Origin of the sequence: Ideonella flava (assembly GCF_051857595.1) — a bacterium.
Classification (GTDB): Bacteria; Pseudomonadota; Gammaproteobacteria; order Burkholderiales; family Burkholderiaceae_C; genus Ideonella.
In genome coordinates, this window is the sequence record NZ_JBPZHD010000003.1 from 288,656 (window position 1) to 300,566 (window position 11,911).

Genomic DNA, 11,911 nt, shown 5'->3' on the forward strand with positions numbered 1-11,911 from the left:
CCGCTTCGGAGCGGCCGTGCGCTGGCCGCGGGTTGGCGCACCCGGCTGCGGGGTACCGCCGCCACCCTCCGAGAGGGTGCGCGGCCGCTTCGGAGCGGCCGTGCGCTGGCCGCGGGTTGGCGCACCCGGCTGCGGGGTACCGCCGCCACCCTCCGAGAGGGTGCGCGGCCGCTTCGGAGCGGCCGTGCGCTGCGATCCATGCAGCACCCGGCGGCGGGGTACCGCCGCCACCCTCCGAGAGGGTGCGCGGCCGCTTCGGGGCGGCCGTGCGCTGGCCGCGGGAATGGCGCACCCGGCGGCGACGTACCGCCGCCACCCGACCCCTACATGCCCTTGAACAGGTGGGTGTAGCTGCGGCTGACCTCGAGCTTTTGGGGGTGGCCCTTGACGGCCACGATCTGGCGGCCGCGGAAGTCTCGCGTGACCGAGGCGATGGCATTGACCGCCACCAGCGTCGAGCGGTGGATCTGCCAGAAGCGCTCCGGGTCCAGCTCGTCGATCAGCTCCTTGATGGGCTTGCGGATGAGCGCCTCGACCTGCGGCGTCTGCACCCGGGTGTACTTCTCGTCGCTGATGAAGAACAGGACCTCATCGACCGGGATCATCTGGATCGCCTGGCCGACCGTCGCCTGGATCCACTTGAGGTAGGCCGGCCTCGCCCCACCCTGCGAAGCCAGGCGGTGCAGCAGCTGCTGGATGGGCGGCTCGGTGCCACCTTCCTCGCCCGACTGGCGAGCGGCCAGGCGCTTGCTGATGCGCTCGACGGTGACCTTCAGACGGTCCCGCTCCGCCGGCTTGAGGATGTAGTCGGCTGCGCCCTGCTCGAAGGCCTCGACCGCGTACTGGTCGTAGGCCGTGATGAAGACGATCTCGGGCAGGAAGCCCTCGTCGCCGACGTCCATCTGGGCGATCTGGCGGGCGGCGTCGACGCCCGTCATGCCGGGCATGCGGATGTCGAGGAAGACCACGTCGGGCCGGTGCTGCTCGACCAGTTCCACGGCCTCCGCGCCGTTCTTCGCCTCGGCCACGATCTGCAGCTCGGGCCAGGCCTCGGCCAGGCGGGCGCGCAGCTGGTCGCGCATCAGGCGCTCGTCGTCCGCCAGGACGGCGCGCGGCGCGGTGGAGGTGTCGGACGGATTCGTCATGCGACTCCCCTGGCGCGGGGCGACGGCCCTCGCGAATGAACTACTTCCGTGAAGCGGTTTGGCGTTCTCATGTCGTGATGCTACGACCGTCGTCAGGCCAGTGGAGTGGAGTTGTCGGTGTGCTGGCCGACCACCGGGACCGGCGGCGGCGCGGCCGGTCCCGGCGCCGGCGCAGCGGCCTTTCTGGGCTTCAGCGCCCACCACAGCAGCAGGCCCAGCAGGATCACCGGCGAGCCGACGACGGCCACGGCCGCCGCGGCGCAGACCAGCGCCAGCAGCACGCCGAGTCCGGCCAGCAGCAGCGGCACGCCGACACCGAACAGAAGCGCGAGCGGCACGACCACCACCAGCACGACCACCGCGGTGATCACCAGGCCGAAGACGAGCCATGCATGGGCTGCCGTGAGACCGTGCAGGTCGACGGCCTGCCCGTCGACGGTCACCAGCAGGTCCGAGGGCAGGTCGTTGAACACCGCGGCCAGCGAGACGGCCGTGGCGATGGCCGTCAGCAGCACGCCGAGCAACAACAGCAGGGCCAGCCACCGCCACACGGAAGTCGAACGTTTCGTCTGCATCGCTCTCTCTCCTCGAAGTGATTCGTCAGGCGTGACGGCCGTCGCCGTTGCCATTGCCGTGGCCGTTGCCGCCGCGGGCATCGCCCGGCGCGCTGACGGTGCGGTAGGGCACGGTGATGGTGACCACGGTGCCGCTGGGCTGGTTGGCCGAGACGGTCAGCGTCGCCTTGTCGCCGTGCAGCAGCTGCAGGCGCTCGCGGATGTTGGCCAGGCCCACGCCGGTACCCGAGGTGCCGCCGTTGCCGAAGCCCACGCCGGTGTCGGCGACGGTGACCTGCAGCTTGCCGTGCACGATCTCGGCCTTGACGTTCAGCGTGCCGCCTTCGGGCTTGGGCTCCAGCCCGTGCCGGATGGCGTTCTCGACCAGGGTCTGGATCATCATCGCGGGGAACTCGGCCGAGAGCAGGCCCTCGGGCACGTCGATGTTCGCGGCCAGGCGCTCTTCCATGCGCACCTTCAGGATCTCGACATAGGGCCGCACCACCGCCAGCTCCCGCCCCAGGTCGCGCGGGCCGCCGTCGGCCGTGTCGCGCATGGTCGGCATGCTGGCGCGTAGCAGCGCGATCAGGTTCTTCTGCATCTGGCTGGCACGGGCCGGGTCCGTCTCGATCAGGTGGTCTATCGAGGCCAGGGTGTTGAACAGGAAGTGCGGCTCGACCTGCGCCTGCATCGCGGCCATGCGGGCTTCGATCACCTGGCGGCGCAGCTGCTCGGCCTCGGCCGTCTCGGTGGCCTCGGCGGCCTTCTTCTCGGCCTGCATGCGCGCCTTGTAGGTGGCTTTGAGCAGGCCCGACAGCAGCACCCACAGCACCGCCAGCTGGGGCAGGCTCTCACCGTACTGCACCTTGCGGTGGGACACGCGCGGGCCGATGTTCAGCGCCTCCTCGATGTCGTCGCGGGCCTGGGCGGCATCCTCGCGGGCCTGCTTGGCATCCTCGATGGCCTCGATCACCGCCTGCTTGGCTTCCTCGACGGCATCGCGTACCTCCTGCGAGTTGGCCCCGGGCGGCACGGCGACGCGCACGTCCTGGTCGCCGGCGTTGATCTCGACCACCGGCTCGCCGTTGATCTTGACGCTGAAGCCGCTGGAAGAAGCCGCCGAGGCCGCGGCGCTGGCCGCATCGGCGGCACTGGCCGCCGCGCCGCGGGAGTTGATGCGTACGCCGCTGTGGTCGATGGAGATGTCGACGCCCTCGTGGCGGCCTCCCCCCGAAGCGGAAGGGCCGATGTGGACGCCCGGCTGTTCGCGCGGTGTGGCGCGCTCAGGCGCCTTGGGCAGCTTCGGGGGCCGAGGGCCGAAGACCGGCCCGGGGTTCTCCACCACCGTCTCGGTGTACGTCCAGGTGAACGGCGGCAGCGACTGCAGGATGTTGGCGATGACGATCAGCAGCACCGACAGCAGACCGAAGCGCCACCACGTGATGCTGACGAGCCAGGAGCCGTAGGCGTGGAAGGCCCGCACGACGGTGGCGGCGAAACGCTGCCAGCGGCTGCTCCAGGCGGATCCGGGGGTGGCGGTAAGACTGCTCATGGCGAGGGGAACGGCGACGCTGGAAACCTTCGATGCTGCGCACTCTACGCAGCCCGGGCGCCGGCGCCACCCCGGAGCGACACACGCGCCGGCCACCGGGACAGGCTGCAGCGTCGGGCGACGGGCCGTGCCCCGCCGGTCAGCGGCGCTCGACGATCATGGGTACCAGCGCCAGCGCCGAGCGCACTTTCTCGGCCGCTTCGCGCGCCTGTTCGCGGGAGGCATACGGTCCGGCCTGGAGCCGGAACAGACCGTTCTCGGCGAACACCGTGAGCAGCGGACTCAGCCAGTCCAGGTCCTGCGACAGCCGCTGCTGGAAGCTGTAGGCGCCCGCCCCCTGGCCGAACGCGCCCAGCTGCAGCCAGAAGCCGGTGGCGGCCGGCGTCGCGGCCTTCACCACCGGCGACGGGTCCGATGCCATGGCCTTGTCGGCCACGGCGCCCGGTGGAGGCTTCGATGAAGTCATCGCCGGGGCCGGCAGCACCACGCCCGTCTCCGCGGGCACGGCCGCCACCGCATCGGGCAGCGCGTCAGGCGTGGAGCCGGCCTCCGGGGCCGCGGCCGCAGGGGCCGGCGCACGGACCGCCACGTTGGCACCCCGCAAGGTGGCCGCTCCGGTGCGGATGTCCTCGTAGGTGATGCGCTCGACCTCGACCGGACTGACGCCGTTCTGCACGCCCAGCTTGACGGCCGCGGCATACGACAGGTCGATCACCCGGCCCGACGAAAACGGGCCGCGGTCGTTGACCCGCACGATCACCTCGCGCCCGTTGGCCGGGTTGCGCACCCGCGCGTAGCTCGGGATCGGCATGGTCTTGTGCGCCGCCGTCATGGCGTACATGTTGTAGGTCTCGCCGCTGGCGGTGCGCCGGCCGTGGAACTTGCGCCCATACCACGAGGCCAGGCCGCGCTGCACCAGCGGCTCGTCCTTGGTCATCGGGGTGTAGGTCTGGCCCAGGACCTCGTAGGGCTTGTTCGGGCCGCCACTGCGGATGGGCTCGACCTTGAGCTCGGCGTCGGGCAGCTGGCGCAGGTCGGGCACCTCGGTGCCGGGCGGCGGACCACCATCCGCCCCGGCGGCGGGGCCGCGCGGCGTCGAACAGCCGGCAAGCAAGGCGCCCACGCAAAGCACCGCCACCGTCAGGCCGCGGCGGGCCTCGACCAGAGCGAGAAAGGGGGGGTGGGGGTGGCGCGCCCGGCTGGGATCGAACCAGCGGCCCCTGGCTTCGGAGGCCAGTACTCTATCCACTGAGCTACGGGCGCCATGCATGGAAGTCGCGGATTCTAGCAGGCGGCCTGCAGGCCCTCGGCGCCCGGCCGGGCGCGAGGGGGGCGCTGGCTATAATCCGCCGGTTTTGCCGGCCCCGGCCCCCACTGCCCGCCCAGCCCCGAACCGAGGAATCCATGAGCGAAGCGCACGCCACCGAACAACAACCGCATGATGGCCCGCACGAAGGGCCCATCAAGACCCCGAAGCAGCTCGTCTGGGCGGTGGTCGCCTCGTTCGTGGTGCCGATCATCCTCATCATCATGCTGACCCAGTTCGTCGCGACCGGCGAGAAGAACGCGGCCGGGACCGACGCCCTCTCGCCCGAGGCGGTCGCCGCCCGGATCCAGAAGGTCGGCGCAGTGACCATCAAGGATGCGAGCGACACCGCTTCGCTCAAGACGGGCGAGCAGGTCTTCCAGGCCCAGTGCTCGGCCTGCCACGCCACCGGCGCCGCCGGCGCGCCGAAGTTCGGCGACGAGGCGGCCTGGGGCCCGCGCGTGAAGCAGGGCTTGGAGGCGCTGCTGAACTCGGCCCTCAAGGGCAAGGGCAACATGGGCCCGCAGGGCGGCGGCGACTTCTCGGACTACGAGATCGCCCGGGCGGTGGTCTACATGGCCAACCACGGTGGCGCCAAGTTCGACGAGCCCAAGGCGCCGGCACCGGCCGCCAGCGCCGCGCAGTAGGCCCTCGCCTCACCCCTGAAGAAGCCGCCCCCGGGCGGCTTTCTTCATTTCAGGTTCGCGCCCGGTTCGCGGCGGGACTCAAGGTGTAGCCGAAGCGCGCCGGCATCAGCGCGAAAGGCATCTCTTCCAGCGGCCAACTGCCCGCTTCGATGGCATCGGCGGCGATGGCCGAGTCCAGTGTGTGCACCAGGCCGAAGCCGATGTCGCATTCGAGGAAGAGCCGGCCGGCGTCGTCCAGCCAGGCACTTCGAAAGCGGGCTTCGCGCCCGGTGTGGCTGCTCACCGCCGGCGGCATGGCGGCCTGCGGGGCCAGGCGCCAGACCCAGGGCGCCGCCTCCAGCTCCACGTAGACGCGCTGCGGCCCGTTCTGGAAGAACCAGCAGCCGGCGTCGTCAGCCTCGTAGTTGCGGCCGATGAACTCGTTGAGCTTGTCGTGCAGGATGCGGCTGCCCTTGGGATGCGGAAACCGGCCGGCTGCCTGGGTGCGATCGTCGCGCATGTACCAGTCGCCGCGGGCGTCCAGTGCGAGCCAGTCGTAGCAATGGGGAACGCTGGGCCACTTGGCCAGGGCGGCCTTGACGATGTCGTCCATGTCAGTGGCGCCCGGCCGCCCGCAGGCACTGACGCGCCCCTCGGGGGCCGAGAGCGAAGCGAGCTTGGGGTCGGTTCATCTCTCGACTTCTACGCCGGTTGCTTCAGCCAGTCCACTACCGCCTCGGGCATGGCGCGAACGTGGAAGGGGAATCGGCCGGCCGGAAAGCCCACGTGCCCGCCGTGCAGGGGCTGCCACAGGCGAACGCACGGCCCCACATCGCCCTGCCTGGGCAGGCTCGACGCCGGAATGAAGGGATCGTTGCGGGAATTGATCACCAGCGCCGGCACGCGGATGCGGGCCAGGTGCGGCTTGGCGGAGGCTCGCGACCAGTAGTCGTCGGTGTCGCGAAAGCCGTGCAGGGGCGCGGTGAAGAGGTTGTCGAACTCGTACAGGTCGCGTGCCCCGGCCAGCCGCTCGCGGTCGAACAGGCCCGGATGCTGGGCCCACTTCGCCATCGCCTTGGGCTTCATGGTGCGCAGGAAGTGCGGCGTGTAGAGCCGGCGGTTCAGCCCTCGGCCGATGGCGTGGCCGCCGGCCGCCAGGTCGATGGGCGAACAGATCGCGGCCACGGCCCTGACCGTCTGCGCTGCGGTGTCGCCCGCTTCCTCCGCCCAGCGCAGCAAGGCGTTGCCCCCGAGCGAGACGCCCACCGCGTGCAGCGGCTGGCCGGCCCGCTCGCGCAGGCGGCCCAGCATCCAGCCGATCTCCTCGTAGTCGCCCGAATGGTAGGCGCGCGGCGCCAGGTTCAGCTCGCCCGAGCAGCCGCGGAAGTGCGGCACGGCGTAGTGCCAGCCGAGCGCGCCGGCCACGTCGGCAAAGGCCTCGGCATAGTGGCTGCGCGAAGAGCCTTCGAGCCCGTGGAAGAGGACCAGCCACGGCGCCTGCGGATCCTTCGCCGCCTGGAAATCGACGTCGACGAAGTCGCCATCGGGTGTCGTCCATCGCTCACGCTGGTAGAGCGGACGTGGGCCCTGCACGCGGCGCGCGAACAGCGAAGCCCAGATGGTCTGCAGATGCCCGCCGGGCACCCAGCGGGGCGGACGGAACGCCTGCATCAGTGCAGGACGGACGGCGCCTCGGCGAGTTCGGGCGGTTCGTTCGCGGTGCCGGGGCTCGCGTGGTGGGCGACCATGCGCCAGCCGTGCGAGGTCTTGAGATAGACGTTGGTGGCCATGACCCAGCCGGTGCGCGTGCCCTCCGACGTGCCGACGGCCACCCGCTCGACCACGCTGTGCATCGCGGCACTGAGCGTGTGCACCCGGCGCACCCGCTCGGGTTGCGCCCGCACGGCGCCGCTGGCGAACACCGCCTCGAAACCCGCCCGCACCGCCGCGGCGCCGACCAGCCTCGGGCCGCCCGGGTGGATGCAGACGATCTCCTCGTCGTCGGCCCAGACGGCCATCAGCTTGTCGAGGTCGGCCTCCCGCAAGGCCTCATAGAACTGCGTCTCGACGTCTTCGGGCGAGGCCAGGAGCGCGGCCTTGGGCGGGGTGGCGGCCATCAGCGGAACACCACGGTCTTGTGGCCGTTGATGAGCAGGCGATGCTCGACGTGCCAGCGCACCGCCCGCGCCAGCACCACGCATTCGACGTCCCGGCCGACGGCCGTGAGGTCTTCGGCCGACAGCGAATGGTCGACCCGCGCGACGTCCTGCTCGATGATGGGGCCCTCGTCGAGGTCGGCCGTCACGTAGTGCGCCGTGGCGCCGATGAGCTTGACGCCACGCGCATGCGCCTGCGCGTAGGGCTTGGCGCCCTTGAAGCTCGGCAGGAAGCTGTGGTGGATGTTGATCGCCCGGCCCGCCAGCAACTGGCAGAACTCGGGCGACAGGATCTGCATGTAGCGCGCCAGCACCACCAGGTCGACCCGCTCGGATTCGATCAGGGCCTCGATGCGCTGCTCCTGCGTGCGCTTGGTGGCGGCATCGGCGCCGGTGGCCAGCGGCAGGTGGTGGAAGGCCAGGCCGTAGCTCTCGACCAGCGCCTGGTAGGTGGTGTGGTTGGAGACCACCGCCGGGATGTCGACCGCCAGCTGCCCGCTCTTCCAGCGGAACAACAGGTCGTTGAGGCAGTGGCCGTGCTGGCTGACCATCAGCAGCACTCGGGGCCGCTGCTCCAGCGAACGGAAGGTGGCCAGCATGCCGAACTGTTGCCGGACATGGCCGAAGAGCCTGTCGAGCGTGGCGACGTCGGCCAGTTGCTCGGGCGCCTCGAAATGCACGCGCATGAAGAACAGGCCGGTTGCATCCTCGCCCTGCACGTCGCCGAACTGCTGCGAATCGATGATGTTGCAGCCGGCCTGGTAGAGCAGCCCCGAGACGTTGTGGACGATGCCCTTGGTGTCGCGGCAGGCCAGCGTGAGGACGAATTCGTTCGATGGGCGCGTATCGGGCATCCCTCGATTGTACGGACGGGGGTGGGTTCACCCGGGCATCCGGCCCCGGCCGGGCGGCGTATGCAGGAGGCCTTCTCCACCTCCGGTTCCTGGAATTCGCCCGATGCCTGCTACCGCACCCGATGCCGCCCAGCGCGCCGAAGCGCTGGCCGCCCTGCTGGCCCGTGTTTCGCTCGGCGACCGTGCGGCATTTGCCACGCTCTACCAGCAGACCGCCGCGCATCTGCTGGGGGTCGTCCTCCGTATCAACAGGGACCGGGCCCAAGCCGAGGACCTGTTGCAGGAGATCTACGTGAAGATATGGGGCGCCGCCGGCAGCTTCGATGTCCAGCGCGCGCAAGCGATGACCTGGCTGACCTCCATCGCCCGCCACCGCGCGATCGACAGCCTGCGCCGCCGCCAGGCCGAGCCACAGTGGGTGACCAGCCGTGCCGGCGCGGAAGACGCCGACGAGGACCTGCTCGACCAGTTCGCCAGCGAAGACCACGGCCCGATGGAGCTGCTGGGCCAGGCCGTGCAGGCACGGGCCGTCGGCGTGTGCCTGAAGGGCCTGACCGGCGAGCAGCAGCAGACACTGGCGCTGGCCTTCTACCAGGGCCTGTCGCATTCCGAGGTCGCGGCGCAGCTGCGCCAGCCGCTGGGCACGGTGAAAAGCTGGGCGCGGCGCGGGCTGCTGGCACTGCGCCAGTGCCTGGAACGGGCCGGGGCGATCGATCCGGTGGGGACGGCCTGAATGAACTACTTCCGCGCTCCCCTGGCCGATCGCCTGGCCGCCGAGTACGTGCTGGGCACCTTGCGCGGGCCGGCGAGGCGTCGCTTCGACGCCTTGCTGCCCGCGCATCCGGCCCTTCGCGCCGCTGTCATCCGCTGGCAGGGCGCGCTCGTGCCCCTGGCAGCGAGCATCCTGCCCGTCGAGCCCTCGGCCCGGGTGTGGCAGGGCATAGAGGCTCGGCTGTTTGCCGAGAAGCGTGCGGCCCACGAACCCTCGGCACTGGCGCCCGCCGGCTGGTGGCAGCGCGTATTGCCCTGGCGCGCCGCGACCGGCCTCGCCACCGCTGTTGCACTGGCGCTGGGCGTGGCGCTTGGCCTGCCTAAGCCGGTGCAGCCGCCGCTCGTGGTGGTGCTGTCGCCGGCCGATGCCGCCGCAGCAGGCGCCTTGTCCAAGGTCCGCTTCGTGGCGAGCGTCAGTGCGGACGGCCGCGGGTTGGTGCTCAAGCCCATCGACGCGGTCGCGCTGGATCCACAACGCGCGCTGGAGCTCTGGGCCGTGCCCGGCCAGGGGGCGCCGCGCTCGCTCGGCGTAGTGGCCGCGCAAGGTGCCACCACCGTCATCCGCACCGAGCTGCTGCGCAACACCGCCGCCTTCGCCGTCAGCATCGAGCCGGCCGGCGGCTCGCCGACGGGCGCACCGACCGGTCCCATCATCTCCGTCGGCAAGCTGGAGTCGTGACGGATGGTGCATGCCGCGCCCCGTCGGGGAGCACCAGCCCCCTCGGAGGTGCGGAACTTGCATACAGTGCGCGCGTGAGCACCCCGGAACTGCGCCTGGCCGTCATCACCTTGTCGGCCCACGTGCCCGACCTGGCCGATTCCGACGGCTGGGACGAGGCGCTGCGCCTGCGTGACCTGGTGCATGGCCTTCGCGTGGGCGGCTACCAGATCGCCGGCGTGCTCGGCGCCGATTCGCAGCTGCCCGACAAGCTCGCCGCGCTCGCGCCGGACGTGCTGATCGTCGATGCCGAGAGCGGCGCACGCGACGCCATCGAACACGTCGTCTGGGCCACGCGCGATGCGCCGCGGCCCATCGTGCTCTTCACCGAGGAGCACGACCCGACGCACATGCGCGAAGCGGTGGCCGCCGGCGTCGTCGCCTACGTCGTCGCCGGCCTCGCCCCCGAGCGCGTGCGGCCCATCATCGACGTGGCCATCGCCCGCTTCGAGCACGAGCAAAGCCTGCGCGGCGAACTGGCGCGCGCCAAGGGCCAGCTGGCCGAACGCGTGGTCGTCGACCGCGCCAAGGCCTTGCTGATGCAGCGCCACGGCCTGCCCGAGCCGCAGGCCTACGCGCGCCTGCGCAAGACGGCGATGAACCAGAGCCTGACCATCCACGAGGTCGCCCGCCGCCTCCTCGAGTTGGCTGATCTGTTCGCCTGACCCTCGGCGTGCCCGCGTTTGGTGCGGCGCACCGTCAAGAGCCATCGTGCTTGGTGCGAAGACCGTCGGTGCGCCGGCCTCACCGGGCCACAAGACCTGGCATAGGCCTTGCGAATGAAAAGGCGTGACCCAACGAAGGGCCACACGATCTGGTTGCACTGACTTCCTAGGTTTTTCTGGACAAAGGCGTCCGCCGGCCGGCCCTCGAGGGTCATGCCGTCGGGCGCCTCTTTTTTTGCCTTTTCGAGGACCGCCGATGCACGCCCCCGCCCTTTCTTCCCCTGGTGCCACCGATCTCGGACGACGCCGCATGTTGCAGGCGGCCTCGGCCGTCGCCGTCGGCGCGGCGGCCGGCGGGTTGCCCTCGACCCGCGCCTGGGCAGCAGGCTCGGACAAGCCGGAGAAGGAAGAGGTCAGGATCGGCTTCATCCCGCTGACCGACTGCGCTTCGGTGGTGATGGCCTCGGTGCTGGGCTTCGACAAGAAGTACGGCGTGAAGATCGTCCCGACCAAGGAGGCCTCGTGGGCCGGCGTGCGCGACAAGCTGGTCAACGGCGAGCTCGACATGGCGCACGTGCTGTACGGCCTGGTCTACGGCGTGCACCTGGGCGTGTCCGGCCCGAAGAAGGACATGGCCGTGCTGATGACGCTGAACAACAACGGGCAGGCCATCACGCTGTCGAAGAAGCTGGCCGACAAGGGCGCGGTCGATGGCGCTTCTCTCGCCAAGCTGATGGGCACCGACAAGCGCGAGTACACCTTCGCGCAGACCTTCCCGACCGGCACCCATGCGATGTGGCTGTACTACTGGCTGGCCAGCGTCGGCATCAACCCGATGAAGGACGCCAAGGTGATCACCGTGCCGCCGCCGCAGATGGTGGCCAACATGCGCGTGGGCAACATGGACGGCTACTGCGTCGGCGAGCCCTGGGGCCACCGCGCAATCATGGACGGCATCGGCATCACCGCCGTCACCACCCAGGACATCTGGAAGGACCACCCGGAGAAGGTGCTGGGCACCACCGGCGAGTTCGCGAAGAAGTATCCCAACACCTGCCGCGCGGTGATGATGGCCGTGCTCGAGGCCGGCCAATGGATAGATGCGAGCCTGTCCAACAAGATGAAGATGGCCGAGGTCGTGGCCGACAAGGCCTACGTCAACACCGGCGTCGACGCGATCAACCAGCGCATCCTGGGCCGCTACCAGAACGGCCTGGGCAAGACCTGGGACGACCCCAACCACATGAAGTTCTTCAACGACGGGGCGGTGAACTTCCCGTACCTGTCCGACGGCATGTGGTTCCTCACGCAGCACAAGCGCTGGGGCCTGCTGAAGGACCACCCCGACTATCTCGGCGTGGCGAAGCAGATCAACCAGGTCGAGCTCTACAAGCAGGCCGCCGCGGGCTTGAAGGTCAGCGTGCCGAAGGACCCGATGCGCAGCTCGAAGTTCATCGACGGCGTGGTCTGGGATGGCAAGGACCCGGCCAAGTACGCCGACAGCTTCAAGGTCCGCGCCTGAACGTGGCCGGCCCGCTTCAACTCTCGCTGGAGGACTACACCC

At 70.4% G+C, this 11,911-nt stretch carries 13 protein-coding genes and 1 tRNA gene; 5 read left to right on the forward strand and 9 right to left on the reverse strand.

Going from position 1 to position 11,911, the window contains the following annotated elements; translation table 11 throughout:
* Positions 1-323: 323 nt before the first annotated feature.
* From ACS5PM_RS08060 to ACS5PM_RS08080, 5 genes are all read right to left on the reverse strand, one after another.
* Entirely contained in the window at positions 324-1,145 is an 822-nt protein-coding gene (locus ACS5PM_RS08060; protein WP_439387077.1) for a LytR/AlgR family response regulator transcription factor, read from the reverse strand.
* A gap of 92 nt (positions 1,146-1,237) precedes the next feature.
* Positions 1,238-1,720: a hypothetical protein gene (locus tag ACS5PM_RS08065; protein WP_439387078.1), complete on the reverse strand. Its 483-nt coding sequence runs from the start codon at positions 1,718-1,720 to the stop codon at positions 1,238-1,240.
* Positions 1,721-1,745: 25 nt separating this feature from the next.
* Complete coding sequence (locus tag ACS5PM_RS08070; protein WP_439387079.1) at positions 1,746-3,251, reverse strand: sensor histidine kinase; 1,506 nt, start codon at positions 3,249-3,251, stop codon at positions 1,746-1,748.
* A 139-nt stretch (positions 3,252-3,390) separates the two neighbouring features.
* A complete protein-coding gene (locus ACS5PM_RS08075; protein WP_439387080.1) occupies positions 3,391-4,374 on the reverse strand; it encodes a septal ring lytic transglycosylase RlpA family protein in 984 nt (327 codons plus the stop codon).
* A 64-nt stretch (positions 4,375-4,438) separates the two neighbouring features.
* Positions 4,439-4,514 (reverse strand) — tRNA-Arg (locus tag ACS5PM_RS08080).
* 141 nt (positions 4,515-4,655) lie between these two features.
* Here ACS5PM_RS08080 and ACS5PM_RS08085 point away from each other — a divergent pair.
* The gene (locus ACS5PM_RS08085; protein WP_439387081.1) at positions 4,656-5,204 is read left to right on the forward strand and encodes a c-type cytochrome; all 549 of its coding nucleotides are present in this window, start codon (positions 4,656-4,658) and stop codon (positions 5,202-5,204) included.
* Between the two features lie 49 nt (positions 5,205-5,253).
* Here ACS5PM_RS08085 and ACS5PM_RS08090 read toward each other — a convergent pair whose 3' ends face one another.
* From ACS5PM_RS08090 to purU, 4 genes are all read right to left on the reverse strand, one after another.
* Positions 5,254-5,796 carry a DUF2946 family protein gene (locus ACS5PM_RS08090; protein WP_439387082.1) on the reverse strand — a complete coding sequence of 181 codons (543 nt, stop codon included), beginning with the start codon at positions 5,794-5,796 and terminating at the stop codon, positions 5,254-5,256.
* An 89-nt stretch (positions 5,797-5,885) separates the two neighbouring features.
* Positions 5,886-6,854: a YheT family hydrolase gene (locus ACS5PM_RS08095; RefSeq protein ID WP_439387083.1), complete on the reverse strand. Its 969-nt coding sequence runs from the start codon at positions 6,852-6,854 to the stop codon at positions 5,886-5,888.
* Positions 6,854-7,300: a YybH family protein gene (locus tag ACS5PM_RS08100; RefSeq protein WP_439387084.1), complete on the reverse strand. Its 447-nt coding sequence runs from the start codon at positions 7,298-7,300 to the stop codon at positions 6,854-6,856. Before ACS5PM_RS08100 ends, ACS5PM_RS08095 begins: the two co-directional genes overlap by 1 nt.
* Complete coding sequence (gene purU / locus ACS5PM_RS08105; RefSeq protein WP_439387085.1) at positions 7,300-8,193, reverse strand: formyltetrahydrofolate deformylase; 894 nt, start codon at positions 8,191-8,193, stop codon at positions 7,300-7,302. The genes ACS5PM_RS08100 and purU overlap by 1 nt, the downstream gene beginning before the upstream one ends.
* 103 nt (positions 8,194-8,296) lie before the next feature.
* On the opposite strand from purU, the gene ACS5PM_RS08110 reads away from it, so the two are divergent.
* The 4 genes from ACS5PM_RS08110 to ACS5PM_RS08125 all read left to right on the forward strand — a co-directional run bounded on the left by ACS5PM_RS08110 (position 8,297) and on the right by ACS5PM_RS08125 (position 11,869).
* Entirely contained in the window at positions 8,297-8,926 is a 630-nt protein-coding gene (locus tag ACS5PM_RS08110; RefSeq protein WP_439387086.1) for a sigma-70 family RNA polymerase sigma factor, read from the forward strand.
* The gene (locus ACS5PM_RS08115) at positions 8,927-9,643 is read left to right on the forward strand and encodes an anti-sigma factor (RefSeq protein WP_439387087.1); all 717 of its coding nucleotides are present in this window, start codon (positions 8,927-8,929) and stop codon (positions 9,641-9,643) included.
* Positions 9,644-9,717: 74 nt separating this feature from the next.
* Positions 9,718-10,347, forward strand: a complete 630-nt coding sequence (locus ACS5PM_RS08120; RefSeq protein WP_439387088.1) for an ANTAR domain-containing response regulator — start codon at positions 9,718-9,720, stop codon at positions 10,345-10,347.
* 256 nt (positions 10,348-10,603) lie between these two features.
* Positions 10,604-11,869 (forward strand): CmpA/NrtA family ABC transporter substrate-binding protein, encoded by a 1,266-nt coding sequence (locus ACS5PM_RS08125; protein ID WP_439387089.1) that lies wholly within the window; start codon positions 10,604-10,606, stop codon positions 11,867-11,869.
* The last annotated feature ends 42 nt before the right edge of the window (positions 11,870-11,911 follow it).